Raw genomic sequence first — 26461 nt, forward strand, 5'->3', positions numbered from 1 at the left:
ACCCACCACGGCCCCCGGTCGACCAGGACCGGGGGCCGTCGTGCGTCCCGGTTTCATCACTGATCGTTCTCAGGAGGTTGCAGAGGGCTACGGTGATGGGGTGACGACCTCCCCGCGCCGTGCCGCGCGCCTCCTCGCGTCCGGACTCGTCCCGGGACTGGTCCTCACCACGACGGTCGCGGTGACCACGCTGACGACGACGACCGCCGCCGCGGTGCCGCAGACCTTCACCCCCGCGAGCGGGACGCAGACGTTCTCCGCCGGCGGCTGCCGGGTGTTCCTCGACATCACCGGCGCCTCCGGTGCGTCCGCGTCCAGCACCCCGGGGGCCCAGGACGGCCTGAACCGCGGCGGTCGGGGTGGTCGCGTGGTCGTCTCCGTCCCGGTCTCGGCGCTGGACCAGGTCACCGTCGAGGCCGGTCCGCGCAGCGCCTCGAAGAACTCACCCGGCAACGGCGGCGCGGGGGCGAACTCCGCCGGGGCCGGTGGCGGGTCGTCGCGCGTCGTCATCACCCCCGCGTCCGGAGGATCCCCGCTGACGTTCGTGGCCGGGGGTGGCGGTGGGGCCGGGGACGACGCGGGCGGGATCGCCCCGGGGGGCGACGCCGGACCCGTCGGCAGCGCCGGTGGCGGTGCGAACGCCGGGACGGGGGGCACGGAGACCGCGGGTGGTCTGGCCGGGCCGATGGCCGGTTCCCCGGCCGACACCCCGGTCGACGGCGCCGCGCTCGCCGGCGGCCGGGGCGGGACCGCGCCCGGCACCGGACTCTCCGGCGGCGGTGGGGGCGGCGGGTGGTTCGGCGGCGGTGGCGGCGGCGCCACCCCCGGGGCCAGCACCACGACCGGCGGCGGCGGGGGCGGGTCGAACCACGTGCCCCAGGGCGTCACCGCCGAGGTGAACGGCACGGCCACGGGGACGGGTGACGGCTCCGTCACGGTCGAGGTCGGCGGGTGCCCGACGAGCACGAAACTGACCGCGACCCCGCTCGACGGTTCCGCCCGGATGGACTTCACCGTCCCGGCCGACAACGGTTCACCCATCACCGGCTACCAGTACCGGGTCGACGGGGGCTCCTGGACCGCGGTCGCCGCGAACGTCTCCGGGGGCAGCGCCTCGCTGGTCGTGACCGGGCTCAGCAACGGCACCTCGCACGCCGTCGACGTCCGCGCGGTCAACGCGAACGGTCCGGGTGAGGTGTCCACCGCCTCGGTCACCCCCGTCGCCGTGCCCACCGCGCCGTTGAACCTGACCGCCACGGCGGCGGGGTCGGGGGCGGCCGTGCTGGCCTTCGACCCCCCGGCCGCGGGCTCCCCGACGGGGTACGAGAGTTCCGTCGACGGGGGGACCACCTGGCAGTCCCTCACGACGTCGCCGGGTTCGGGAACCGCCTTCGCGGCGACCGTCGACGGGCTGGCGAACGGGGTGGCGACGACCGTCCGGGTCCGGGCCCTGAACTCCTCCGGCGCCGGGTCCCCCGCCGCGGCCGGGACCACCCTCCCCGCCGGGCCGCCCTCGGTTCCCGTGGCCCTGACCGGGGAGTCGCAGAACGCCGCCCTCGCCCTCGCCCTCACCCCCGGTGCCGACGGGGGTTCGCCGGTCCAGCGCTACGAGTACCGGCTCAACGGCACGGGTTCCTGGGTCACGCTGCCCACCACGGTCAGCGGTTCCGGGCTGACCGGGACGGTCTCCGGTCTCACCAACGGCACGGCCTACGCCGTCGAGGTCCGGGCCGTGAACGCGATCGGCGCCGGCCCCGCGCGCGGCGCCGGAACCCTCACCCCCGACGTGCGCGCGAGCGCCCCCGGGTTGTCGGTCTCCCGCAGGGACGCGGCACTCACCCTGTCGATCACCCCGCCCACCGGGTACGGCGGAACCCCCGTCACGGGGTACGAGGCCAGCCGCGACGACGGCGCGACCTGGGCCCCGCTGAGCACGTCGTCGTCGGGTGGTCTCGAGGTCGGCACGCTCTCCGGTCTGACCAACGGGCAGAACTACCCCGTGCGGGTCCGGGCGCTGAACGCCGGTGGACCCGGAGCCGCCTCCACGAGCCGGCCCGGAACACCGGCCCGCCCGCCCGTGCTCTCGAACGTGGGTTTCGTCGGCCGGGACTCCTCGGCCCGCATCACCTTCGCGGTCGCCGACGGGGGCTCCCCGGTCACCGGGTACGCCTACCGCGTCGCGAGCGTCGGGAGTTTCGTCCCGGTGACCCCCACGTTCACCGGCCCGGGGGTGGGTTACGTCGACGTCCCCGGTCTGACCAACGGGAGCACCGACCAGGTCCGGTTGCGGGCGACGAACGCGGTGGGCGACACCGACACCGCGGACGGTTCGGTGACCCCCTACCGGGTCTCGGCCCCCTCGACCCCGACCGCGGTTCCGGGGGAGTCGTCGATCCTGGCGAGCTGGCCGTTGCCCGGATCGCTCACGAACGTCACCGGGTACCGCGCCACCGCCGTCAACGGCGGGGGTTCCTGCACGGTGACCGACCCGACGGTGCGTTCCTGCGTCCTGGGCGCGGTGGCCGGGACGAACGACCAGGTGACCGTGGTCTCGCTCGGGGCCAACGGCGTGGACTCGGTTCCCAGCAGCCCGTCCGCCGCGGTCGAGGCGGACCCGCCCACGGTTCCGGCGGCGTTGCCCCCGGCCGTCCCGACCACGCTGACCGCGGTCGGGAACCCCACGCAACCGGCCATCGGTGAGCAGGTCGTCGTGGTCGGGACGGGTTTCGCCCCGTTCTCCACGGCGTCGATCGCCATCTACTCCACCCCCACCGCGCTCGCCACGGTCACCACCGACGGCCAAGGGAACTTCTCCCAGCCGGTGACGGTGCCCTCGTCCCTCACGCCGGGGGGCCACACGTTCTTCGCGGCCGGGGTCACCCCGACCGGCACGACCCGGCAGATGGCGCTGCCGGTCACGGTGGCGCTCGCCCCGGTGGCCGTGCAGAACGCTCCCGGCGCCCCGACCGGGCTGACCGTCACCGGTGCCAACAACTCCCTCGCCCTGACCTTCGTCGCCGGACCGGCGGGCACGTCGGCGATCACCGGGTACGAGGTCTCGACCGACGGGGGCCGTTCGTTCCGGGCCCTGACGACGACGACCGCGGGCGGAACCCTGCGGGCCACGGTCACCGGGGTCGCCAACGGGCAGAGCTACCCCGTCACCGTCCGGGCGGTCTCCGGGATCGGCGCAGGGGCGGCGAGCGTCGTCGTCTCCGCCACCCCGCAGGCCCCCACGCTGCTGCGGTTGTCCGGGAACTCCCGGGTGCAGACGTCCGTAGTCGCGGCCCAGCAGGTGTTCCCCGTGGCGGCCCGGGCGACCGCCGCCGTCGTGGCGACCTCGACGACGTTCGCCGACTCGATCGGCGGCGCGCGCCTGGCCGCGAAGGTCGGCGGCCCGCTGCTGCTCACCGGGTCGGCCGACCTGGACTCGGGTGTGGCCGCCGAGGTCCGTCGGCTGGTCCGTCCGGGTGGCACGGTCTACGTCCTCGGGTCCGACTCGGCCGTCTCCGCCACGGTGGCCGACCAGCTCGCCGACCTGGACCGCACCTACGAGGTCGAACGACTCGGGGGCGCGAACCGCTACGCGACCGCGGTGCGGACGGCCGAGCAGATCGGCGGGGCCGGTCCGGTCTACCTGGTCTCCGGCGTCGACTACCCCGACGGCCTGACGGTGTCCGCGCTCGCCGCCGCCACCGACGGGACCGTCGTGCTCAGCGCCGGTCCGGTGCTGCCCGCCGTCACCGCGCAGTTCCTGGCCCGCGTCGATCCCACCGGGGCCCGCACCGTGCCCGTCGGCGGGGCGGCCCGGACGGCGGCCGGGAGCCTGCCCGCCCCCGCGGCGGCCGCGGCGACCCGGGCGGCCGTCGTCGGCGCCGACCGCTACGACACCGCCCGCCTGCTGGCCGAAGGGTTCCCGGGTACCGCCCGGGCGGTCGGGCTCGCCTCGGGCACCGCCTGGCCCGACGCGTTGGTCGGCGCCGCGGCGATGGGCGTGCTGCAGGGGCCGCTCGTGCTGACCCGGGGCGACGACCTCACCGCCACCGCCCGCACCGCGGTCACCGCGGCCACCGACGCCGGGGCCCGGACCGGGTTCGCCTTCGGCGGCCCGAACAGCCTCGAGGACGGTCCGGTCACGGCGTTCGGACGCCTGCTGCGCGACTGAGGCCGGCCGGTCCCGGTCCGGGACTCAGCGGGGGCGGCGGTAGTCGGCCGGGTCGTAACCCCAACCCGGCCCCGATTCCGGTTCCGGCTCGGGTCGAGGTTCAGGTCGCGGGTCCGCGTGGGCCGGCCGGGGCGCCACGACCCCCGGCGGTTCGACCAGGGTCGGCGCGTCGCCGTCGGGTTCCTGCTCCTCGGGTTCTTCGACGGGGTCCGTCGCGAACCGCAGCAGACCCCACGCCGAGACGGCCAGCACGACGGCCACGGCCAGGAACTGCCCGAGGTCGGGCAGGGTGGACAGGGTGCTGCCCCGCATCGCCCAGGGCAACGCCGGGATCCCCGCCCCCGTGTCCATCGACCGGACCGAGGTCACGAATCCCACCACGCAGACCACGGTCCCGACGCCGGCGACGACGGCGGCCGCCAGCCGGGCCGATCGGCCGACGTGCAGGCCGGCCCGCACCAGCGCGGCCAGGGTCGCCAGGGGCAATGCGGCCGCGATCAGCGGCGCGGTGCCGACCTGGGAGAGCAGCTGGGACAGGCCCCAGAACCGGTCGACCTGGTCGGGCGGGGTTCCGTCGGACGTCGTGTACTCGATCAGCCCGTCCGGGCCGACCCCGCTGGAACCGAACATGAACGGGTCCAGCTCCCCGCCCAACGCCTCGCGGACGACCTCCAGGACACCGAGCAGGGCCACCGCCGACGCGGCGACCAGGGCCCACACCCACCACGGCTGACGACGGTCCACCCGCCCACGGTAGGCGGGGATCAGCGGGGGCGGTGGTAGTCGGCCGGGTCGTACTCCCAACGCTCCGGTTCCGGGGCGGGAACCGCGGGCGTCGGACGGGGTTCCGGTTCGTCCTGGACCTCGACGACCCCCACCTCGGCGTCGTCCCCGTCCTCGTCCTTCGCGTCCGGTTCGTCGTCCTCGTCCGGTCCGACGACCGCCGGGACGTGCCGGGCGCCCGGCCGGAGCAGCAGCCAGGCCGCCACCCCGAGCAGGAGGGCCACGGTCAGGAACTGCACGAGGTTGGGCAGCAGCTGGAAGGAACTGCCGAACCACGAGGTGTCGGAGTCCGACCCGTCCTGGTTCGCCCCCGCGACGGCGAGCATCGTCTGCACCGCCAGCGCGCCCAGCGCGAGGGCGGTGACGCCGGCGGCCGCGGCGACGGCGAGGCGCGCGGCTCGGGCGATCGGCGTCCCCGTCCGCGCCAGAACCGCCAGGGCGATCGGGGGGAGGGCCGCCACGCCCAGGCTGCTCCCCAGCCCGAAGTAGCCGAGCTGCCAGAGGAGGCCCAGACGGTCCCCGAGCGTCGGCGGGGTGCCCTCGATCGTCACGTAGGTGGTCGGGGTGTCACCGGGACCCTCGTCGGGGGAGAACAGGGCGCTGTCCAGCTCCCCGCCGACCAGCCGTCGGACGGTGTCCGCGAGCAGCAGCGGCAGCAGGAACGAGGCGACGGCGACGACCCAGACCCACGGGGGTTGCCGGGGCTGCCGCGACGGGGGTTCTTCGACGGCGCTCACGCGTTCACCGTAGGGGTCGATCACCCGATCCGGGCGAGCGGCCACCCGCCGGCGGCGAGCCGGGCCGAGACCCGGGCGACGTCGGCCTCGCCCGGTTCGTCGAGGGTCGCGCGGGTGATGAGGCGTTCGACGTCGGCGACGGTGATGACCTCACCGACGCGGGCCATCCCGGCCAGTTCACCGGCGATGGAGTGGACTTCCTCCTCGGTCAGCTTGCGACGCAGCAGACCGAGGAGGGCGACGTAGTCCTGGCGCGGCACCCCGGTGGGGTACCCGGCCCGCAGCCAGTCCAGGACACGTCCGGGCAGGGCGGCGGCGTTCGCCATCGGCTCTCCCTTACTTGTCGACCAGGGTCGGGATCACGGAGTCGAAACTCAGGGCCTTGCCGAAACCGCTGGCCACGATGAACGTGACCCCGAGCGCGACCGCGGCCACGACGACCGCGAAGCACACGACGGCGAGCGGCCGGCCGAGCGGGTGGCCCGGGGCGCCACCGGTCTCGGCGTCCCCGCCCGCACCCCAGGCCAGGGACCGGATGCCCGCGGAGAACAGGACGGGGATCCCGGCCCCGAGGACCAGGGCGGCGATCAGGATGCGGCCGAGGGCCTCGGTCGCGAGGGGCAGCAGGGCGGACATGCGGTTCCTCTCGGGCTCAGACGGAGGCGGGGGTCGGCTGGGGGGTGCTGGTGGCCTCCCAGTCGTCGTTGACGTTGTCGGCGTGGACCGGGTTGCGGCGGGAGCGCACGACCATCCCGACCGTCGCGGCCAGCAGGATCAGCGAGATCGCGAGGGCCCCGACGGCCCCGCCGCCGAGGACGTGGGCGATCCACCACATGAGGGCCCCGACCAGACCGGCGGCCGGGATGGTGATGAACCACGCGGCGACCATGCGCCCCATGACCCGCCAGCGGACGGTGGCCCCGGGCTTGCCGAGCCCGCTGCCGAGGACGGAACCCGTGGTCACGTGCGTCGTGGAGAGCGCGAAACCCATGTGGCTGGAGATGAGGATGACCGCGCCGGAGGAGGTCTCGGCGGCCATGCCCTGCGGCGGGGAGATCTCGATGAGGCCCTTGCCCAGCGTGCGGATGATGCGCCATCCGCCGAGGTAGGTGCCCAGGGCGATCGCGAAGGCGCAGGTGCACTTGACCCAGAACGGGATCTCGGTCGTGGAGGTCCAGTGCCCGGAGGCGATGAGGGCCAGGGTGATGACGCCCATGGTCTTCTGCGCGTCGTTCGTCCCGTGCGCCAGCGAGACCAGCGAGGCCGAGCCGATCTGCCCCCAGCGGAAACCCTGGTCGGTGAAGCGCTGCGCCACCCCAGCGGTGACCTTGTGGACCAGCCACGTCCCGACCGTGGCCACGGTGATCGCGATCAACGGGGACGCGACGGCCGGGATCATGACCTTCCCGATGACGCCGTCGATCTTGCTGCCGTCCCCGGCCCAGTTGACCCCGGCCCAGCCGAGGCCCGCGACCGTGGCGCCGATCAGCCCGCCGAAGAGGGCGTGCGACGAGCTCGAGGGCAGGCCCAGCAGCCAGGTCAGCAGGTTCCAGACGATGGCCCCGACGAGCCCGGCCAGGATGATCAGGAGCAGGGCGCTGCCGTTGCCGGCCAGGAGGTCCGCCTTGGGGGAGCCGTCCTTGTTCTGGATCTTGACCACCGCGTTGGTGACCGTCAGGGCGACCTCGACGGAGAGGAACGCGCCGATCAGGTTGAGGATGCCCGAGAGGGCGACGGCGACCTTGGGCTTGAGCGCCCCGGTGGCGATGGACGTGGCCATGGCGTTGGCTGTGTCGTGGAACCCATTCGTGAAGTCGAACGACAGTGCGACCACCACGACCAGGGCCAGGATGAGAGTTGCGGTCTCCACGTAGGCCAACGGTGAGGCACGGGGAGGCCCGCCGGAAGCCCCATCACCCAGACCTCGCGAGTGTTCATCCACAGTTCATCGAGGACCCGGAACTTGGTGATCGAGCGAGGACGGAGGGTGAGATGCCGGAGGGTGACAGCGTGTTCCGGGCGGCCCGGCGGTTGTCCCGGCTGGACGGGCACGAGGTCCTCCGCTCCGACTTCCGGGTCCCCCAGCACGCCACGGCGGACCTGACCGGCGCGACGGTCCTGGGCACGGCCTCGCGCGGCAAGCACCTGCTGACCCGGTTCTCCACCGGCGTGACCCTGCACACCCACCTGCGGATGGACGGCGAGTGGAGCGTCCTCACCCCCGGCAAGCGACTGCCCCGCCGGCTCGAACCGGACATCCGCATCCTGCTGCTGACCGACGGGCCGTCGGCCGCGGCCCTGCGGATGCCGGTGGTCGAGCTGCTGCCCACCGCCGACGAGGCCGACGCGGTCGGTCACCTGGGGCCCGACCTGCTCGACCTCGTCACGCCCGTCGACGACCTGGTGGCGGAGGCGGTCCGGCGCCTGGGGCGGCGTCCGGACCGGACGGTCAAGGCGGCCCTGCTCGACCAGCGCAACCTCGCCGGGATCGGCAACCTGTGGGCCGACGAGCTCTGCTACCTGCGCGGGCTCTCCCCCTGGGTGCCCGTGGGAGAGGTCCGGACCGAACCGCTCGTCCGGCTCGCGATCAAGGCGCTGCGGTTCTCCGTCAGTCCCGCGGGAGCCCCGCAGGTGACGACGGGGGACACCCGCCCGGGGCGGCAGCACTGGGTGTCGGGGCGGGCCGGTCAGCCGTGCCGGCGCTGCGGGACGACGGTCGAGGTCATCCCCGAGGTGCCGGGTGATCCCGAGCGACGGCGGACGTGGTGGTGCCCCTCCTGCCAGCCCGGGCCCGCAGCTCCACCGCCGCCGGAGCCCAGCGCGGGTGGGCGAACTCGAACCCCGCCGCCAGCAGCCGACCCGGGACCACGCGTCGGCTCTTGAGCAGCAGCTCGGGGTCGGTGCGCAGGACGAGCGCGCCGAGGGCGGCCATGCCCGCCGTCGCCGGCAGGCCGACCGGCACCCCCCAGGCCCGGCGCAGGTCCCGCATGAACTCGCGCTGGGGGAGCGGTTCCGGGGCGGCCAGGATCACCGGGCCGTCGAGGTCGTCACGGTGCAGCAGGAACTCGACGGCCCGCACGAGGTCGGTCTCGTGCAGCCAGGAGACGTACTGCTCCCCGCCCGCGACGGGGCCGCCCAGGCCGAGACGGGCCATCCACGACAGGTAGTCGAAGATCCCGCCGCGATCGGGGCTCATCACCATCGCCGAGCGCAGCGCCACCCGTCGGGTCCGCGGGGTGGGAGCACCGAACAACGCCTCCTCCCAGCGTCGGGCGATCCGGACGCTGTACTCCCAGTAGAGGGGGACACCGGGTTCCTCCCCTCCGAGGAACCCGGTGGCCTCGTCGTGGGGCCGGTCGTCGGCGCGGCTGCGGGCATCGGCGTAGACCGTGGCGGTGCTGGCCTGCAACCACACCGCGGGGGGCTGGGCGGCGCGGGCGATCGCCTCACCGACGACCCGGGTCGAGTCGACGCGCGAGGCCATCATCGTGCGCAGGTTGTCGTCGGTGTAGCGGCAGCTGACGCTGCGCCCGGCCAGGTTCACCACCGCGTCGGCCCCGTCGACCTCCTCGGCCCAGTCGCCCAGGGTCCGTCCGTCCCAGACCCGGTGGCGGATACCGGGCTCGAGCCCGACCGGGTGGCGGCCGAGCACGACGACCTCGGCGCCCTCCCGGTGCAGCGCGCGGCGGAGGATCCCGCCGACCTGACCCGTCCCGCCGGGGATGACGACCTTCATGACCGGGCTCCTCGGGTCTCGGGTTCGGGTTCGGGCGCGCGCACGTCGGCGACGACGTCGAGCAGGTCGTGGAGAGGGCCGCGCAGGAGTTTCAGCCGGGTGAGGGGCAGCGTCCGCCCGAGCAGCGGGGCCACCCGCCGCACCAGGGCGGTGCTGCGCCGTTGGCCGGAACTGCGGTCGTGGACCCAGTGGACCGTGACGCCGAGGTGGGCCAGCCAGAGCAGTTCGGGCAGTTCCGCGCGCAGCCGGGCGTCCATCCGGTCGGTGCTGCCCTCGACCACGGTTCGCGCGATGGCCACCGCGGCCTCCCGGGCGGGGCCGGACTCGGGGCTGAAGGGACTCACGGAACTGTTCGGGTCGGCGGCCAGGGCGAAGAACTTCCCGGCGAACCGGTGCCAGGGGCGGGCCACGTCGAGGAACGTGAGCTCGTAGACCGTCCACCGGTCGGCCAGCGAGGTGAGGCCGCGCAGGGCCCCGGTGCAGGCGACGAGGTGCTCGGCCTGGATGCGTTCGTAGTACCCCTGCACGAGGTCCTGCTTGGACCCGAACCAGTAGTACGCGTTGCCGAGGCTGACCCCGGCCCGGGTCGCGACCGCCCGCATCGTCGTCTTCTCGTAGCCGTTCTCCTCGAACAGGGCCATCGCGGCCTCGAGGATGCGGCCCCGCGTCTCGGCCCCACGGGTCGGTGGTTCCACCTCGCTCGCCCCCTTTTTGAACACGTTCAAGTCCGAGGGTAGACCACAGGCCCGGGGCGGAGGAACCCCGAGATCTAGCGCACGGCGTCCAGAACCGCCTCGACCCTCGCCCGCACGGCACCCGGGAGCGGCGTCGGGCCGGGGACCACCCGTTCCCACCCGGCCAGGTACTCACGGGAGTACTTGTGGCCGTAGCCGAACGGCGTCCGGGCGGCACCCACCAGGTCACCCGTCGCCTGCACGAAGGACACCAGAGGGACCCACGGGTGGGGCCAGGTCGGGGTCGGCCGCCACAGCAGGCCCGGAGACCAGGCGGCCACCGGATCGGTGTCGTGGACGAGGGTGGTCTGCCCCTGGCCCACCCGGTCGTGGACCTGGGCGGGCACCCCCACCCAGAGCCCGTGGACGTCCCCCCGGCCCGCGAGGGCGGTCAACCCACCGATCGCGCCCAGGCTCTCCCCGGTCACGACCAGCGTGGGGACGGGCAACCCGGCCCGGCGGCGTACCCGGAGCTCGCGACCGACGGCGTCGAGGAGGTCTCGGGCCGAGTCCGAGGCCGCGTCGGTTCCCTGCACGTAGGCCAGGAAGCTCGACGCGGCGGCGTACTGCTGGACGACGATCGCCGTGTCACCGTCGTGCAGGTACTCGACCGCGGCGGCGGAGGAGGGGTTCACCCACCCGGTTCCCGTCGGGATCGCGACGACCAGCAGAGAGCGCGTCAGGGCTCCGGTCCGGCGCAGTTCCCGGACGGCCAGGTCGGCGCGGGCCCGGGCCGTGGGGGCGTCGTCCAGGCCGACGTAGACCCGCACGGGGGTGCGGGCCGGCCGACCCGTCACCGCACCGATGTCCTCCGCCCGTGGGGTCGACGCGAGGAACTGGTGGCCCTTCACGTGCGGGTCGACCCCGGCGAACCGGGTGAGCAGCACCCCCGAGGAGAGGGTGAGGGCGACCAGCACCACAGCCGCGACACCCCGCCGCACCCTCGTCCGGCGCACCCGGTCGAACAGCGCCAGGATCGCCCGGGCGACGCCCAGAGCGCCCAGCACCGACACCGCCTGGGTCCACCCGTCGGGCGGGGTGACCCGGACGACGTCGGCGAGCACCCGCTGTCCCAGCAGGCCGACGACGGCGGCGATGACCAGGACGGCCGCGGTGAGCGCGCCGAGGACGCAGCGGGCGGCCGTCGGCCACGGAGCCGCTCGCTGCCCCCGCACCCGCTCGCCACCGGCCGCGACCAGCCGGGTCAGGCCGTAGGTCGACAGGGCGACCACGACGAGAAGGACGGCCTGCACCATCGGGTCGCGCGGCAGGACCGAGGGGAGCAGCAGCGCGGCCGAGGCCAGGAGCGCGAGCACCGTCGCCGGTCCGTGCGGACGGACGTGGCGTGGGGACCGGTCCGCGGTGCGCGGAGGCCGGAGGGGTTCGACGAGCGGGGTCGGCGAGGCGGCGAGGAGCAGCATGGTGGTTCCCTGGGCTGACGGTCGCCGGCCCGGGGCCGGCGTGCGGGTCTGCCGAGGATCCGTGCCGGGTGGACGGCACGGGAACCGTCCAGGCCCACCCGTGCCCACCCGGGTCGCGACTACGTGCCAGCACGGGGCGCGGGAACGCACCGAGGGACGGGGGCAGGCACGCTGGGTCGCGGTCCCGACCGCCGAAACCCTGGGGGCATGTCCGAGACCGACGACCGGCACCCCACCCTCGACCGGGTTCCCCGCCTCGGCGACGAGGTCCTGCTCACCGCCTACCGCGAGCACGTCGACGACATCGCCCGCGTCGTCGAGCAGCAACGGACCCGGTTGCGGGACCACCCCCGGTTGCGGCCCCAGCTGGACGACGTGGAGGCCGAACTCACGTACGCGCTCGTCCGGCACCTGCGACCCCGCCGGGTCGTGGAGGTCGGGTGCTTCTGGGGCTGGTCCACCACCTGGTTGCTGAGCGCCCTGCGGGACAACGGAGAAGGGGAACTGCACAGTTTCGACCGGGTCGGGCACGTCGAGCGCACGGTGGAACCGGAACTCACGGACCGGTGGACGTTCCAGCTCGGCGACGTCAGGGAGCGGCTCGTCGAGATCCGGGCCTCCGACCCGGACCACGTCTTCGTCGACGCCGCCCACACCCGTCGGTTCGGCCGCTGGATGACGTCCACGCTGTTCCCCGCGCTCACCCCGGGAACCCCGGTCAGCGTGCACGACGTCTACCACCACCGGACCACGGCACCGTGGAGCGAGGGACGCGAGGTCGAGAACTGGGCGGTGCGGTCCGGCGTGCCGATCCTCACCGCCGCCCGGCCGCGGGCGACCTGGCTGCGCCGGGAGATCCTCGAACTGCGGCACCGCGCCGGCATCCAGGGGGCGCGGGGGACCACCACCGACCCGATGGTGTGGTTCGACCTCCCCGGGCGCGGACCACGTCGGGAACCCTGAGCGCGTTACGGTCGACGGGGCCGCCGTCGACGGCCGCGGCGGTCGAGGGGGTCGGGATGCGGGGTGCGCCGGGGCGGTTCGCCCGCCGCGCAGGGGTGCTGCTCGCCTACCGCCTCGCCTCGGTCGTCGTGCTCCTGCTCGCCGTCCTGGTCCTGGGACTGCTCGTCGTCTCGGTCCTGCTCTCGGTCACCGCGCTGGGCGTCCTGCTCCTCGCCCTCACGCTGCGCCTGGCCCGGTGGGTCACCGCGCTCGACGCCTGGTTGCTGCACGTCATCGTGGGTGAGGACTGGCGCTGGCCCGCCGCCCGGGGCCCCGTCCAGCGCGGATGGGCCCGGTGGTGGCGGCTGGTCACCGACCTCCGGGGGTGGTCGGCCTGCGGGTACCTGCTGGTCAAGATCCCCCTGGGTCTGGCCGCGACCTACGTCCCGTTCCTCACCGGGGCCGCGATCGTCATCGATCCCGAGCGGGGGATCTGGGGCGCGGGCCTCGACCCGACGACCGGTGCCGTCCTGTCCGTCCTCGCCGCCCTGGTCCTCTGCCTCGTCCTCACCGTCCTGGACGTCCGCCTCGCACGGGTTCTCGCCCGGGCCGCGACCCGCCAGGTCGAGCGGGCCAGGACCCTGGAGCACCAGCGGGCGAACCTGCTCGTCGAGGCCTCGACGGCGCGGCGACGACTCGAACGCGACCTGCACGACGGGACCCAGGCCCGGTTGACGGCGCTCGCCCTGACCCTGGACCTCGCCCGCCAGGCCGAGGGTCTGCGGCCAGGTGCGCCCGCCGCCCGGTTGGTCGACGAGGCCCACCTGGCCGCCGTGGCCGCCATGGCGGAACTCCGTACGATCGTGCACGGGGTCTCCCCACCCGCCCTGCACGGCGGGCTCGCCGACGCGCTGCGGGAGGTGGTCGGGAACTCCGGTCGGCAGGCCGACCTCGACCTGCAGGAACCGTTCGTGGAACCCGACGACGCCATCGCCCTGATCGCCTACTTCTGCGTCACCGAACTGCTGACCAACGCCGCTCGACACGGTGGTTCGCGACGGGTGGGTGTCCTGGCCCGCAGCGGTTCCGACCGGGTGGAACTGGTCGTCTCCGACGACGGGCCGGGAGGTGCCGATCCGGCCCGCGGCAGCGGTCTGACCGGTCTGCGGGACCGGGTCGCGACCGTCGACGGGACCATGGACCTGCACAGCCCGCCGGGGCGGGGGACCCGGGTGACCGTGGTCCTGCCGCTGCGGATCTGACCGAGCACGAGGGGGAGCGATGGACGTCCACGTGAAACCGCCCCGCGGCGGCGCGGGGCACGGGGGTCTGGCCGTCGCGGTCGCCGAGGACAGCGCGGTGGTCCGCGACGGTCTGGTGCGTCTGCTGGACGCCCACGGGCACCGGGTGGTGCACGCGGCCCGGGACACCACCGGCCTGGTCGAGGTCGTGGGTGGGGGATCGGTCGACGTCGCCCTGCTGGACGTGCGGATGCCCCCCTCGTTCACCGACGAGGGGGTGCGGGCGGCCCTGGCCTGCCGGGAACTCGTCCCCGACTTCCCGGTGATGCTGTTCTCCCAGCACGTCGAGTGGCGTACCACCCAGCGCCTGGTGCACCGCTCCAGCACGGGCATCGGGTACCTGCTCAAGGACCGCGTCGCCGACTCCCGGACGTTCGTGCGGTCGTTGGAGGAGGTCGCCGGGGGCGGCACCGTCATCGACCCCGGGGTCATCCAGTCCCTGGTGGGCCGCCGGTCGGGTGACGACCCCGACCTGGAGCGGCTGGGGGACAGGGAGACCCAGGTCCTGCAGCTGATGGCCGAGGGGATGAGCAACGTGGCCCTCGCCCAGCAGCTGGGCATCGCCGAACGGTCCGTGGAGAAGCACATCGCGAACATCTTCACCAAGCTCGGGTTGGAACCCTCACGCACCGAGCACCGCCGCGTCCTGGCGGTGCTGAAGTACCTCGCCGGCCGCTGAGTCCGAACCGGGTCGACCGGGTCGACCGGGTCGACCATCCGGGCAACCCGGTCTGGCGCGCCGATGAACTCTCGGCGTCCTCGCCGCCCGAGGTCTGGGGGTGGGGAGTTCCCGGGGCTACCGTCGGGGACGTGCGCAAACCCCTCGTCGTGGCCCACCGCGGATACTCCGTGGTGGCGCCCGAGAACACCCTGGCCGCCGTCGAGAGCGCCCTCCGGGTCGGTGCCGACCTGGTCGAGATCGACGTGCAGCTGACCGCCGACGGGGTCCCCGTCGTCCTGCACGACCAGCGCCTCGACGCCACCACGTCCGGCTCGGGGGAGATCTCGCAGGTCTCGACGACGACCGTGTTCGGCCTCGACGCCGGCTCGTGGTTCTCCCCGGCCTTCTCCGGGCAACCCCTCCCGCTGTTCGCCGACGTGGTCGACCTGCTCGCGGCCCACCACCGCGGCGGCCTGCTCGTCGAGCTCAAGGGGACGTGGTCGGTCCCGGCCGCCGCGGGTCTCGTCGACACGGTGCGCGAGGCCGGGATCGAGCAGCGGTGCAGTATCCAGGGGTTCGACCCCCGCAGCGTCGCCGCGGTCGGGGACGTCGCGCCGGACCTGCGGCGGGGGTTGCTGCTGATGCGTCCCGGACCCGACACGGCCGCCGAGGGCGAGGCGCTGCGCCGCGACCTCGGCATCTCGTTCGTCGCCCCGCACGCCGGCGCCGCTCTCGAACCCGACGTCGTGGCCGGGTACCACCGCGCGGGGTTGGACGTGGCCGTCTGGACCGTGGACGAACCCGCGTTGTGGCGGGCGCTCGTCCGCAACCGGGTCGACGCGATCATCACGAACCGGCCGGGAGAACTCCTCGGCCACCTGGCGGCCCGCGAACTGGCGCTCACCCAGGACGCGCCCGTCCCGGACGCCGACGCCCTGCACCGCCTGGCCGCCGCGCAGGGGTTGCGCGCGGTCGGCACCCGGCGGGGCGTGGCCTAGACCATGGTCGCCCCGCGGTCCCGTTCACCCCTGGTGATCGCTCACCGCGGGGCCTCCACGTCGGCCCCCGAGAACACCCTGGCCGCCTTCGCCGCCGCCGTCGCCGTGGGGGCCGACCTGCTGGAGCTCGACGTCCGACAGACCGCCGACGGGGTGCCGGTCGTCCTGCACGACGCGACGTTGGACCGGACGACCGACGGTCGCGGACCGGTCGCGCGCAGGCCGTGGCGTGACGTCGCTCGGCTCGACGCGGGGGCGTGGTTCGCGCCCGGTTTCGCGGGCGAGCGCGTCCCGACCGTGGCACAGGTCGCCGACCTGGTCCGGGTCGGGGGGCCGGGTCTGCTCCTGGAGCTCAAGGGCCGGTGGGACCCCCGCCCGCTGGCCGGGTTGATCCGGTTGTTGCGACCCGGGGGGCTGGCCCGGCGCTGCGTCGTGCAGAGCTTCGACCGCGAGGTGCTGGCCACGTTGCGCCGCGAGGCGCCCGACGTCGGGCGCGCCCTGCTCGTCGTCCGTCCCTCGCGGGGCCTGCTGCGCTCGCGCGAGGCCGCTCGCATCCAGGCCGAGCGGGCCCGCGTCCAGTTCGGGGTGCTGGCCTGCAACCCGCACGTCGGACGCGGCCTGACCGCCGCGACCGTCGCCGGCTACCACGACGCGGGCGTCCGGACCTTCCCGTGGACGGTCGAGGACCCGCGGCACTGGGCGGAGCTGGTCGCGGCGGGGGTCGACGGCATCATCACCGACTCGCCGGGGCGCTTGCGGGCGTTCCTCGACGGCGGCGGGCCGGTCCCTTCGCCCCGAACCCCCGTGGACGTTGCTCCGGCCGGTGGATCGCCCGGTCTTCCGCTTCGGTGACGCTCGGGAACGACCGATCCCCTTCCCGTGCCCTGGTCCCTCCCGCCGACGTCGCCGGCCCGTCCGGCAGCGTTGTTCGCCCCGCGCAACCCGCGCGCGGCGCAGGTGTGGGCGGCCCTGTCGTTGGCCGTGGCGGCGCTGACCAACGCGCTGGTGCAGGCGGTGGCTTCGGACGACGGGATCAGTCCGAGCACCCTGCTGACCACGGTCGGCGTCGTGCTGGGGGCCCTCGTCGTCGTGCGGGCCCGACCGGAGCGGGTGGCGCCGTGGATCCTGCTCGTCCCGCTGCTCGGTGTCCTGGTCGTCGTGACCCTCGACCTGCGGAGCGGCGACGCCGGTGTCACCGGCCAGGTCTTCTTCGTCATCCCGGTCGTCTGGGCCGCCGCGCACCTCCGTGTAGGCGGCGTCGCCGTCGTGACGGCGATGACAATCGCGGGGGAGGCGACCGTCGTCTTCTCGATCCTTCCGCGAGCCCAGGCCTGGGTGGAGTTCACCTACCTCGCCGTCCTCGTGGCCGTCGTCGGGGCCGTGCTGGCCCGGTCGGCCGCGAACCAGGAGCGGCTCGTCCGAAGGCTGCGGGAGCTCGCCCGGGTCGACCCGCTGACCGGCCTGGTCACGCGCCGCGTCCTGGAGCGGGCGACCGCGGCCCTCGGGTCCGCCGATCGAGCCGCCCTGGTCCTGGTCGACCTCGACCGGTTCAAGACCGTCAACGACGTCCACGGTCACCGCGGTGGCGACCTGGCCCTGGTCCACGTGGCCGAGATCCTCACCTCCCGCTGCCGCGACTCCGACGTCGTGGCCCGGTTGGGCGGGGACGAATTGGCCGTCCTGCTCCGCGGGTGCTCGATCGAGGACGCGCGCACCCGCGCCGACGACCTCGTCCGGGCGGTGCGGGAGACCCCTCTGGCACTCCCCGACGGGACCCGGGTCCCGCTCACGGTCAGCGTCGGGACGGCGATGCACCTGTTCCCCGGCACCCCCGACGAACTTTATGAACGCGCCGACGTCGCCCTCTACACCGCCAAGCGGACCGGCCGGGACCGGGCCGTGCTCGCCGCGACCTGATCAGCCGGGGGCGTTGACGGCGATCGCGTCGCGGGTGAACGCGACGTCGGGGGGGTCGAGGTCGAGCGAGCGGTGGATCGAGACGCCCTCGATCAGCGCGTCGACGCGGCGCGCCTCGTCCGGGGTGAAGTGGCGTTCGAGCTCTCGCCGACTGGCCGCCATCCAGTCCCGGGTGATCTGGCGGAAGGCGGGTTTCCGGGCGGCGAGGGTGTAGAGCTCGAACGTCAGGACGAGGTCGCGGTCGGTGTTCGGGTCCGCCTCCGTCCCGTGGATGAGGTCGACCACGGCCGCCCGGGCCGCATCCCGGTCGTCGGCGCCGCTCAGGACCCGGTGGAACCGGGCCACCCCGCGCTCGGCGAACCGCGAGAACGCCTGGTGCAGCAGGTCGTCCATCCCGTCGAAGTGGTAGGTCATCGACCCCAGCGGGACGTCGGCGCGTTCGGCGATGACCCGGTGGGAGGCCCCCGCCACCCCCACGTCGGCGATCACGTCGAGGGTGGCGTCGACGATGCGGCTGCGCCGCTCGGGATCGTGCCGTCGTGTGCCCATCGGCGCCTCAGACCGTCCGGACCACGCGGGCGGGATTCCCGACCGCGACGGAGCGGGCCGGGACGTCGCGGGTGACGACCGCACCCGCGCCGATCACCGCGTGGTCGCCGATGGTGATGCCCGGCAGCACGATCGCACCGCCCCCGATCCACACGTTGTCCCCGATGACGATGGGTTTCGCGGCCTCGAGCTTGGCCCGGCGGAGGTCAGGGTCGAGCGGGTGGGTCGGGGTGAGCAGCTGCACGTTCGGACCGATCGCGCAGTCCGCCCCGATGGTGATCCGGGCGACGTCGAGGGCGACCAGGCCGTAGTTCACGAACGTTCCCGCCCCGATGCTCACCCAGGTCCCGTAGTCGACGTGGACGGGTGGGCGGACGTGCGCCGTGGGGTGGAACTCCCCGAAGAGTTCGGCCGCGATCGTCTGGGCCGCGTCGACGTCCTCGGCGTAGGCGGCCAGGAACCGGGCGGCGAGGGAGATCGCGCGCTGCTGGGCCGCGGCGATCTCCGGGTCGTCGGCGACGTAGAGGTCGCCGGCGAGCATGCGCTCGTGGTTCGTGCGCGGGTCCCCCGCGAAATGGTCGGCCATTCCGGGATCGTAGCGATTTAGCGTACGATCGTACACATGACCCCTGACCTCGCCCGCCGTCGGGCGGCGATCTTCACCGTGATGCTGGTCGTCGGCATCGGCACCGCGTCCTGGGTGGTGCGCACCCCCGCCGTGCGGGACCTGGTCGACGCCAGCACGGGTCAGATGGGCCTGGTCCTCTTCGGGTTGTCGGTGGGTTCGATGACCGGGGTGCTGTCGTCCGCGTCCGTCGTGCGCCGGTACGGGGCCCGGGCCACGATCGGGGTCGGCGGCGCCTCGTTCCTCGCGGGGATCGCGACGATCGGGGTGGGGGCGCAGTTCGGCACCCAGGCCGGGTGCTTCGCCGGGCTGGCCCTGGTCGGCCTCGGCATCGGCCTGTGCGAGATCGCCATCAACATCGAGGGTGCGGTGCTGGAGGGGGAGTCGGGGCGTTCGATCCTGCCGATGCTGCACGGCTGCTTCAGCCTGGGCACCGTGGTCGGGGCGCTGGCCGGGGTCGGGCTGAACGCGCTCGACGCCCCGGTCGTCGGGCACCTCGGGTTCGTGGCCGTGGCGGGGACCGTCGCGGTCGTCTGGGCCGTCCCCGTGATCCATGCCGATACCGGCCGCGTGGCTCCGGGTGCCGCCGTCGGCGCCGGCGCCGGATGGCGGGCCCAGCTGGGGCAGTGGCGTCAACGGAGGATCGTCCTGCTCGGTGCCGTCGTGCTCGCGCTCGCGCTGGCCGAGGGATCGGCCAACGACTGGCTTCCGCTGCTGATGGTCGACGGGCACGGCATGTCGGCCACCCTGGGGTCGTTGGTGTTCACCGGTTTCGCCGCGGCCATGACCGTCGGGCGTTTCGTCGGCGAACCGCTCCTGCAGCGGTTCGGCAACGCCGCGGTCCTGCGGGCCAGCGCCCTGGTCTCCGCCGCCGGCATCGCCGTGGTCGTGTTCTCCGACAACGCGGTCCTGGCCGGCTGCGCCGTCGCGCTGTGGGGACTGGGGGCGGCGCTGGGGTTCCCGGTCACCCTCTCGGCCGCCGCCGACAGCGACGACCCGACCTCCTCCGTGGCCGCCGTCGCGGTCGCCGGGTACCTCGCCTTCCTCGTCGGTCCGCCGCTGCTGGGTTTCCTCGGGGAGTACTGGGGACTGCGTACCGCGATGGTGGTCGTGCTCGTCGTCGTCGCCGCCGTCAGCCTGCTGACCGGCGCGGCGCGCCCCCGTGAGCGGACGCCGGTGACGGCATGAGTCCGGCCGACGCACCGCGGTCGCTCAGCGGGGTCGAGCAGTTCCTGTTCCCGGGGTTCGACGCCGACGCCCTCGACCGCTGGGTCTCCCGGGTGTGCGACTCCGCGCTGGGCCGACTGCTCAGCCGGCGGGAGGACTACCGCTTCGGCAACTGACCCGGCCATGACGCGGACCCGCCGATCCGTCGTCCGGTTCAGTCCCGGAAGGCGCCGACCTCGAGCACCGGGCGACCTCCTGATGTGCTGCCACCCGCGGGGACACCCACTCCGCCGCAGGCCGCGGCGGCGGCCGCCCCGGACGCGCCGAGGTAGGCGGTGAGGTCGTCCAACGGCGATCCCCAGGTCTCGACACCGTCACCCACGCCCCCACGATGCCCGTCGGGGAGCACGATCTGTTCCGCGACGGGATCCCAGGTCGTCTCCGCCGGCCAGACGAGCAGCGCTTCGTCCATGACGAGGCAGTCATCGTCCCGCCCCACGATCCCCAGTCGCGCCGGGAGCTCCCGCATCGTGCCCGGATCCCCGGTGACGGTGATGACCCCGCCGGGAGGTGCGGAGACCGGTTCCGGCGAGGACTCGAACGAGGCGACGATCCGCCAGGGGGCGTGGTCGGAGTTCCGGACCAGGGTGATGTCCAGGGGGGCTTCGTACTTGCCGACGACGAGCTGCCCGCCGTGGTCCCATCGGAAGGTCACCGGCACGGAGACCAGTTGCCCCCATCCGCCGGCCGCTACCCTGGCCTCGGGGTCGGCGGACCCGAAGCGTGGTGAACCGATGTCGACCCGGTCGACGTGGAGCGGTTCCCCCGCCACCTCGGCCCCGGGCACCCAGTAGGTGGCGTAGGCCCGGGCGTCGTCACCGGCCCGTCGAGCGTCCAGGTAGTCGCGGACGACCTGGACGGGGTCGCTCCCCTCCGCGGCGACGGTGGTCCGGTCCGCCCGGGTCCGGTCGTGCACGGTGTCCGTGGCCACACCGGCGGCGGCGAGAACCGCCAGGGCGGTGGCTCCGACCACGAGCCGGGTCCGGGTCCGGCGGCGGTGGCCCCGTCGTTTCAGTGCGGGAAGGTCCCAGGTGGGGGCCGGGGCCGGACGCTGGTCCAGCGCGGTGCGGAGCCGGGTCACGAGGTCGTGCTCGTCTCGATCGGTCGGAAAGGTCATCAGCGGACTCCGTCAGGGGAATGCGGGTCGGCGAGGCGTTGGGTCAGGAAGCGGCGGGCGTGGTGGGCCTGGCTCTTGATGGTCCCCTCGCTGCACTGCAGCAGATCGGCGACCTCACTGATCGGGAGGTCTTCCAGGAAGCGCAGGACGGCGACGGCCCGCTGCCGGACGGGCAGGTGCCGAAGGAGTTCCAGCGCGTCCAGGCGGTCCACGAGATCAGCCAGTTGTTCCGGGGCGACGACCCGAGTGCCGCCGGCGAGGTTCTCGTCCAAGGAGAGCGACTCGCGGCGCCGCCAGGCGCGTCGATTCTCCGTGATCAGGCGGCGCACCAGGGTGGTGCGGGCGTACGCGAACTCCTCCCCACCCCGCCGGACGCGCGGCCAGGCGGCGTACACCCGTTCCATCGTGTCCTGGACGACGTCGTCACTGTGGTGCCAGTCGTGGCACCAGGCGTACGCCAGCCGCCGCAACCGGGGCATGGCCGAGACCGCGAAGGCGTCGAATGCCGCCTCGTCCCTGTCGCGCACCCGCCACCCCCTCCGTCACCACCATGTACGCCACAGCCGGTCGTGGAGGTTGCACGGGCTCAGAACGGGGGAGTGGCGTCACCGCCCCACCCGCCACCGGCTACCGCCGCGCGACGACGGCGGTGGGCGGCGCGGTGCTCGAACAGGTACAGCGTCTTCTGCCGGTGATGCCGTCGGCAGGAAGCGTGCAGGTTCGACCGGACCGTCCGCCCGCCCTCTTCGAACGGGACCCGGTGGTCGAGGTCGCAGTCAATCGCCGGGACGAGACAGCCCGGGGTTGTGCAGGTGCGGTCTCTCGTCTGCACGAAACGTCGTAATGCGGCGCCGGGGCGGTAGACCCGCGGAGACACGTCCAGAACCTCGCCCGACACCGGGTCGGTGAGGATCCTCCGCCAGTCGCCGTCGGCGGCCAACGCGCGGGCGAGGGCGGCGGGGACCGGGCCGATGCCGGCGACCTCACCGGGATGGTCGTCCAGACCCAGCAGCGTGCGGGCGGCGATGGTGACGTGGTCGGTGGTGGAGGAGGCGGGGCGGTGGGCGCGGACGTGCTTCACCGGGTTCCCCTCTCCCGCCTCCGCGAGCTCGGTGGGGTCCGACAGGGCCGGGACGCCGTCGCGCATCGCGGTGGTGAGGACGTCGGTGAACACGTCGGCCCGGCGCTGCTGATGCGTCCGGTGGTCACGGGTGCCGGTGGCCGTGGCGTAGTCGGCGGCCGCGTCGGCGGCGGCGGTCAACCACCGGTCGAAGCGCAGCGCGACGTCCTTGCCGATCAGGGCGGTGAGGTGCGCGGAGAGACCGGAATCCTCACCGGTGTCGCAGAGGTCGACCGAGACGTGACGGTTCGCGTCCGCGACCCGGACTGCGACCGGAACGTAGTCGGGGGTGAGTCGGCGGATGACTTTCGTGCAGTGCCGGGCCAACTGCTGCGGGGTGGGATGAGCAGTGGCGATGTGGGCCAGCGCCGAGGCGGTCAACTCCGCCCGGGCGGCAGCGAGTGTGTCAACGTCGAGAACGGGTTCCCCGAACGCGCCCACCCGAACACCCTCCGAACGCTCGATGGGGACGAGGGTGGCTTCGCGGGCGGCGAGGCGGTCGTGGGCGCGGCGGATCACTGCGCGATGGGTGGCGGTGATGGCCCCCGCCCGGTACGCGTCGTGCAGCACCGGGTCGGCCACGGCGTCGAGGGCATCCCCGACCTGACTGACGGCTTGCAGGTGGGACAGGTGCCGCGCCTCGGCCAGGATCATCGCGGCCACCTCGGCGATGAGGTGGTCGAGCAGTTCGGGGGTGAGTTCCTCCCCGTCGCGGGTGCAGCCGAGGTCGCGGGCGCGGACCACGTCGGGGTGCTCGCGGCGGACCCAGTCGAGCAGGGCGATCACGGCGTCGATCGCCATCGCGTGACCGGTGGAGCGGAGCCGTTCGGAAGCCTGCAGCAGCTCGGTGAGAGCGTCACGCGGCGCCGACGCGACCGGTTCGGCAACCTCCGTGAGCATGTCCGAATTCTACTCGAACACCACCCGTTGATCAAGAGAAAAACGAGCTGAAAACGTTGCCGCACAGTGTGTCAGCGGTCGACGGACGCAGGCGCACCCGCGGTCCGCCGAGTCAGCACGACACCCTCCCGGGCGGTTCCGGCCCGGTCCGGACGGGAGCTCTGCCGCGCCACGGCGATCACCCCGCACAGCACCATTCCCAGGCCCAGCCAGCCCGTCGCCGTCAGCCGTTCACCGAGGACGAGGACCGCCAGCAGGGTTGCCGCGAAAGGTTCGACGAGGGTGAGCGTGGTCGCCTGCGAACTCGTCACCGAGCGCAACCCGTGGCCGAACAACAGGTACGCGATGACCATCGGACCGAGGGCGAGGTAGGTGACGACCTGCCACGGAGCGGGGTTCCCGAGGGCCAGCGCGAGTTCCGAGGCGGACCCCGCGGCGGGTGCGTCGCCGAGCAACGGGCCGCCGGTCAGGATCAGTACCGGCCACAGCAGGAGTGCGCCCAGGCCGAACTGCGCGCCGACCGCACCGCGCGACGGGAACCCGTCGGCCAGGAGCCGGCCCGCGGTTCCGGTGTACCCGGCGTAAGCCAGGCCGGCCACCGCGCCGCAGGCGATCCCGAGCGGGACGTTCGGGGGTTCGGTGCCGGGACCGCCGGGTGCGGGACCGTGGCCGAACAGGGCGAGGATCGCGACCCCGGCGACCGAGGCCCCGGCGGCCCGCATCCATCGGGCCGACGGCGGACGGCGGCGGGACGGAGTTTCCCGGAGGAGTTCCAGGACGACGGCGAAGACCGGGGCGGTCCCGAGCGAGACCACGTTGCCGATGGCCACCCCGGCCAGGCTCATGGACGAGTAGAAGGCGAGGGGGTAGACGCCCACGAGCACCGCACCCGGAACCAGTTCTCGCCAGGTCCCGCGTCCACCGCGCAGAACCACGGCGACCCGGCGGGGCGCGCTGAGGGCGAGGACGATCCCGCCGAGGGCCATCGTGGCGGCGCCCACGGCGAGCGGGGTGACGTTGGACGGCAGCAGGGTGGCGGCGGTCCCGGTGGTCCCCCAGAGCAGGGAGGCGAGCAGGACCGGGATCACGGCACGGTCGCCAGGAGCGTTCCCGCGAGTGTCCGGGCCCGCACGATCGGGGCCGGGTCGCCCTCCAGTCCCGCGCGCGCCATGGACCCCTCCAGCAGGAAGAACAAGTGATCGGCCAGGTCGTTCGCGTGCCGGGCAGAGGTCAGCTCGCCGAGGTGGGTGCGCACGAGACCCAGCACCTCCTGCTTGTGCCGGTGCGCGGTCGAGCGTCCCGGGTCCCCCACGGGGAGCTCGGCGGCGGCGTTCAGCAGACCGCAGCCGCGGAACCCGTGCTCGTAGGCGCTCTCGGCGTGGTCCAGGTAGGCGTCGAAGACCGCCAGCACCCGCTCCTGGGGGGAGGTCGCGACCGCGACCCGGGCCGCGTGAAGGTCGAGCCACTCCTGGTGGCGGGCCTCCAGGTAGGCCTGCACGAGGTCGGCCTTGGAGGCGAAGTTGTTGTAGAGGCTCATCTTCGCGACCCCGGCCTCGGCGGTGACCGTGTCGATCCCGGTGGCCGCGATGCCGTCGGCGTAGAACCGCCGGGCGGCGGCGGCCAGCAGCCGCTCCCGGGCGGGTCGTCGTCGGGCGGGGGTCGTGGCTTCCGGCACGCAGGCATCTTCCAGCAAAATGGGTAGACCTGTCTACCCACGACAGGGACCGCCGAGGGCCCCGGCAGACGCACGGTCAGCCGGCGAGCCGCACCGAGCTCGAGATGAGCCCCGCGTGGACGAACGCCTGCGGCAGGTTCCCGCGCAGCTGCCGCTGCCCGACGTCCCACTCCTCGCTCAGCAGGGCGGCGGGACCGCAGGCGGCCCGGTTGCGCTCGAACACCCGGAACGCCTCGACCTCGTCGCCGACGGCGTGCAGGTTCTCGGCGAGGATGAACCCGCAGAGCAGGAACGCACCCTCGGTGCTGCCCAACGGCATCGAGTCGGGGGAGTAGCGGTAGACGTGGTGGTCCTGGACCAGGTCGCGTTGCACCGCCCGCAGCGTGGCGCGCTGCCGCGGGTCGTCGACCGGGATCCCGCCGTGCAGCGAGGGCCGCAGCAGCGCGGCGTCGACCCCCGGTTCGGAGGGACTGCGTTGCCACCGCCCCTCGGTCGGGTGCAGGCAGCGTTCGGCCGTCGCCGCGAGGATCTTGTCGGCCAGGGTCGCGGCCCGGGCGGCGTCGGCGGGGTTGGCGACCGAGGCGATGCTGCGCAGCCCCGCCACGCACTCCAACCGGGAATGGGCCCACCAGTCGTCCTGGATCTCCCAGATCCCGGCCTCGGGTTCGTCCCACCGCTCCGCGATCGTCGCCACGGCGAGTTCCACCGCCCGCCACCCGTCGGCGTCGAGCCGGTCGAAGGCCTCGGCGGTGGCGAGCAGTTGCAGCACCTCGCCGAACGCGTCGAGCTGGAACTGCTTGCGCACGTGGTTGCCCGCGATGTCCCACCCGCCCGGATACCCGGGCAGCCCGACCGAGCGTTCCTCGGGGACGGGGGCGCCGAGGACGGTGTAGGCGGGCACGAGGTCCCGCCCGTCCTCGAGCACCCGGCCGGTGACGAACCGGACGAGGGAGTCGAACAGCGGGTAGGGGCCGCCGCACTGGGCCATCGCCAACCCGGCGTAGCACTGGTCCCGGATCCAGGCGTAGCGGTAGTCGTAGCTGCGGCCCTTGCTGGCGTGCTCGGGCAGCGACATCGTGGCCGCGGCGACCATGCCACCGTCGTCGGACGTGAGTCCCCGGATCACCGCGTAGGAGTGCCGGGCCTCCGCGGGGGCGACGGAGTTCTCGACCTCCGGGACCGCGGAGCGCCAGGTGTGCTCCGTGGCCGTCCAGGAGTGGGCGGGGTCGACGCGTTCGTCGAAGTGCCCGGTCCCGACCTCCAGCACGAGGTCGTGCCGCTGACCGGCCGGCACGCGCAGCTCGGCGCGCAGGACGCCGTCGTCGTCGACCCGGGCCTGCGGCAGACCCGTCAACCGGACCCGGAGATCTCCCGTGCGGGCGGTGAAGACCCCGTCGTCGTCGCGGTGCAGCTCGCGCAACGACCGGGCCCCGAACCCGGAGCGGAGGTCGAGGACGACCTCGACCTGGGCGTCCCCGGCCTCGGCGTGCACCTGCCGCAGCACCACGGCCTTGTCCGGTCGGCTGGGCATGCCGAGCGCGTCGCGGCAGGTCATCGTGCCGTCCCCGCGGCTCACCCACCGGTGCCGGAAGATCAGGGTGCCGTCCTCGTAGTGCCCGCCCCAGACGAAGGGGTGGGTCGGGGTGACGGCGAAGACCCCGCGTCCCCCGAGCAGCGAGGAGAAGATCGCGTCGTCGTGCCAGTGCGGCGCGCACATCCAGACGATGTCCCCGCGCGGCCCCACCAGGCCGCCCCGGGCACCGTCGGCGATGAGGGCGTAGTCGCGCAGGACGTGCGGGGGGAACTCGCGGCCCAGCGCGGGGGGTGCCGCGAGTCGCGCGGAACTCACGTGG

The 26461-nt window shown here is 74.0% G+C and carries 25 protein-coding genes and 1 pseudogene; 10 read left to right on the forward strand and 16 right to left on the reverse strand.

The window, feature by feature from the left end; translation table 11 throughout:
• The first annotated feature begins 100 nt into the window (after positions 1-100).
• On the forward strand, positions 101-4165 hold the full coding sequence (locus ACFFKU_RS02670) for a fibronectin type III domain-containing protein (RefSeq protein WP_380135342.1): 4065 nt from the start codon (positions 101-103) through the stop codon (positions 4163-4165).
• 24 nt (positions 4166-4189) lie between these two features.
• Here ACFFKU_RS02670 and ACFFKU_RS02675 read toward each other — a convergent pair whose 3' ends face one another.
• From ACFFKU_RS02675 to ACFFKU_RS02695, 5 genes are read right to left on the reverse strand one after another with little or no spacing between them, the layout of a single operon-like run.
• Positions 4190-4909 carry a hypothetical protein gene (locus ACFFKU_RS02675; protein ID WP_380135344.1) on the reverse strand — a complete coding sequence of 240 codons (720 nt, stop codon included), beginning with the start codon at positions 4907-4909 and terminating at the stop codon, positions 4190-4192.
• 20 nt (positions 4910-4929) lie between these two features.
• On the reverse strand, positions 4930-5685 hold the full coding sequence (locus ACFFKU_RS02680) for a hypothetical protein (RefSeq protein WP_380135345.1): 756 nt from the start codon (positions 5683-5685) through the stop codon (positions 4930-4932).
• Between the two features lie 20 nt (positions 5686-5705).
• Complete coding sequence (locus ACFFKU_RS02685; protein ID WP_380135347.1) at positions 5706-6011, reverse strand: DUF3349 domain-containing protein; 306 nt, start codon at positions 6009-6011, stop codon at positions 5706-5708.
• A gap of 10 nt (positions 6012-6021) precedes the next feature.
• Entirely contained in the window at positions 6022-6321 is a 300-nt protein-coding gene (locus ACFFKU_RS02690; RefSeq protein ID WP_380135349.1) for a hypothetical protein, read from the reverse strand.
• A 16-nt stretch (positions 6322-6337) separates the two neighbouring features.
• The gene (locus ACFFKU_RS02695; protein WP_380135352.1) at positions 6338-7555 is read right to left on the reverse strand and encodes an inorganic phosphate transporter; all 1218 of its coding nucleotides are present in this window, start codon (positions 7553-7555) and stop codon (positions 6338-6340) included.
• 122 nt (positions 7556-7677) lie between these two features.
• On the opposite strand from ACFFKU_RS02695, the gene ACFFKU_RS02700 reads away from it, so the two are divergent.
• A complete protein-coding gene (locus ACFFKU_RS02700; RefSeq protein WP_380135354.1) occupies positions 7678-8568 on the forward strand; it encodes a DNA-formamidopyrimidine glycosylase family protein in 891 nt (296 codons plus the stop codon).
• Here ACFFKU_RS02700 and ACFFKU_RS02705 read toward each other — a convergent pair.
• The 3 genes and pseudogenes from ACFFKU_RS02705 to ACFFKU_RS02715 form a co-directional block, all read right to left on the reverse strand.
• A pseudogene (locus tag ACFFKU_RS02705) lies at positions 8459-9421 on the reverse strand (epimerase); the annotation flags it as partial. The gene ACFFKU_RS02700 and the pseudogene ACFFKU_RS02705 overlap by 110 nt on opposite strands.
• Entirely contained in the window at positions 9418-10140 is a 723-nt protein-coding gene (locus ACFFKU_RS02710; protein WP_380136098.1) for a TetR/AcrR family transcriptional regulator, read from the reverse strand. The gene ACFFKU_RS02710 and the pseudogene ACFFKU_RS02705, both read right to left, overlap by 4 nt.
• Positions 10141-10190: 50 nt before the next feature.
• On the reverse strand, positions 10191-11576 hold the full coding sequence (locus ACFFKU_RS02715) for an alpha/beta-hydrolase family protein (protein ID WP_380135357.1): 1386 nt from the start codon (positions 11574-11576) through the stop codon (positions 10191-10193).
• Positions 11577-11783: 207 nt separating this feature from the next.
• Between ACFFKU_RS02715 and ACFFKU_RS02720 the strand changes: the two genes are divergently transcribed.
• From ACFFKU_RS02720 to ACFFKU_RS02745, 6 genes are all read left to right on the forward strand, one after another.
• Entirely contained in the window at positions 11784-12539 is a 756-nt protein-coding gene (locus ACFFKU_RS02720) for a class I SAM-dependent methyltransferase (RefSeq protein ID WP_380135359.1), read from the forward strand.
• 56 nt (positions 12540-12595) lie between these two features.
• Positions 12596-13780: a sensor histidine kinase gene (locus tag ACFFKU_RS02725; protein WP_380135362.1), complete on the forward strand. Its 1185-nt coding sequence runs from the start codon at positions 12596-12598 to the stop codon at positions 13778-13780.
• Between the two features lie 67 nt (positions 13781-13847).
• On the forward strand, positions 13848-14498 hold the full coding sequence (locus ACFFKU_RS02730) for a response regulator transcription factor (protein ID WP_380136099.1): 651 nt from the start codon (positions 13848-13850) through the stop codon (positions 14496-14498).
• A gap of 131 nt (positions 14499-14629) precedes the next feature.
• Positions 14630-15478 (forward strand): glycerophosphodiester phosphodiesterase, encoded by an 849-nt coding sequence (locus ACFFKU_RS02735; RefSeq protein ID WP_380135365.1) that lies wholly within the window; start codon positions 14630-14632, stop codon positions 15476-15478.
• A 33-nt stretch (positions 15479-15511) separates the two neighbouring features.
• On the forward strand, positions 15512-16330 hold the full coding sequence (locus ACFFKU_RS02740) for a glycerophosphodiester phosphodiesterase (RefSeq protein ID WP_380135368.1): 819 nt from the start codon (positions 15512-15514) through the stop codon (positions 16328-16330).
• A 27-nt stretch (positions 16331-16357) separates the two neighbouring features.
• On the forward strand, positions 16358-17395 hold the full coding sequence (locus ACFFKU_RS02745) for a GGDEF domain-containing protein (protein ID WP_380135370.1): 1038 nt from the start codon (positions 16358-16360) through the stop codon (positions 17393-17395).
• Here the strand turns inward: ACFFKU_RS02745 and ACFFKU_RS02750 are convergent, their stop codons facing one another.
• Together ACFFKU_RS02750 and ACFFKU_RS02755 are read right to left on the reverse strand one after the other, a co-directional pair.
• Entirely contained in the window at positions 17396-17944 is a 549-nt protein-coding gene (locus ACFFKU_RS02750) for a TetR/AcrR family transcriptional regulator (RefSeq protein ID WP_380135373.1), read from the reverse strand.
• Between the two features lie 7 nt (positions 17945-17951).
• Entirely contained in the window at positions 17952-18530 is a 579-nt protein-coding gene (locus ACFFKU_RS02755) for a sugar O-acetyltransferase (RefSeq protein WP_380135376.1), read from the reverse strand.
• Positions 18531-18566: 36 nt separating this feature from the next.
• On the opposite strand from ACFFKU_RS02755, the gene ACFFKU_RS02760 reads away from it, so the two are divergent.
• Both ACFFKU_RS02760 and ACFFKU_RS02765 read left to right on the forward strand, forming a co-directional pair.
• Positions 18567-19757: an MFS transporter gene (locus tag ACFFKU_RS02760; RefSeq protein ID WP_380135379.1), complete on the forward strand. Its 1191-nt coding sequence runs from the start codon at positions 18567-18569 to the stop codon at positions 19755-19757.
• The gene (locus ACFFKU_RS02765; protein WP_380135382.1) at positions 19754-19912 is read left to right on the forward strand and encodes a hypothetical protein; all 159 of its coding nucleotides are present in this window, start codon (positions 19754-19756) and stop codon (positions 19910-19912) included. The genes ACFFKU_RS02760 and ACFFKU_RS02765 overlap by 4 nt, the downstream gene beginning before the upstream one ends.
• Before the next feature lie 38 nt (positions 19913-19950).
• Here ACFFKU_RS02765 and ACFFKU_RS02770 read toward each other — a convergent pair whose 3' ends face one another.
• From ACFFKU_RS02770 to ACFFKU_RS02795, 6 genes are all read right to left on the reverse strand, one after another.
• Positions 19951-20913: a hypothetical protein gene (locus ACFFKU_RS02770; RefSeq protein ID WP_380135385.1), complete on the reverse strand. Its 963-nt coding sequence runs from the start codon at positions 20911-20913 to the stop codon at positions 19951-19953.
• Positions 20913-21440: an RNA polymerase sigma factor gene (locus tag ACFFKU_RS02775; protein ID WP_380135387.1), complete on the reverse strand. Its 528-nt coding sequence runs from the start codon at positions 21438-21440 to the stop codon at positions 20913-20915. The genes ACFFKU_RS02770 and ACFFKU_RS02775 overlap by 1 nt, the downstream gene beginning before the upstream one ends.
• 59 nt (positions 21441-21499) lie before the next feature.
• The gene (locus ACFFKU_RS02780; RefSeq protein ID WP_380135389.1) at positions 21500-22933 is read right to left on the reverse strand and encodes an HNH endonuclease signature motif containing protein; all 1434 of its coding nucleotides are present in this window, start codon (positions 22931-22933) and stop codon (positions 21500-21502) included.
• Between the two features lie 71 nt (positions 22934-23004).
• Positions 23005-24021 carry a DMT family transporter gene (locus tag ACFFKU_RS02785; protein ID WP_380135390.1) on the reverse strand — a complete coding sequence of 339 codons (1017 nt, stop codon included), beginning with the start codon at positions 24019-24021 and terminating at the stop codon, positions 23005-23007.
• Complete coding sequence (locus ACFFKU_RS02790; protein WP_380135393.1) at positions 24018-24608, reverse strand: TetR/AcrR family transcriptional regulator; 591 nt, start codon at positions 24606-24608, stop codon at positions 24018-24020. The genes ACFFKU_RS02785 and ACFFKU_RS02790 overlap by 4 nt, the downstream gene beginning before the upstream one ends.
• Before the next feature lie 76 nt (positions 24609-24684).
• A complete protein-coding gene (locus ACFFKU_RS02795) occupies positions 24685-26457 on the reverse strand; it encodes a glycoside hydrolase family 15 protein (RefSeq protein ID WP_380135395.1) in 1773 nt (590 codons plus the stop codon).
• Positions 26458-26461 lie beyond the last annotated feature (4 nt).

This window comes from Kineococcus gynurae (assembly GCF_042433995.1).
Classification (GTDB): Bacteria; Actinomycetota; Actinomycetes; order Actinomycetales; family Kineococcaceae; genus Kineococcus; species Kineococcus gynurae.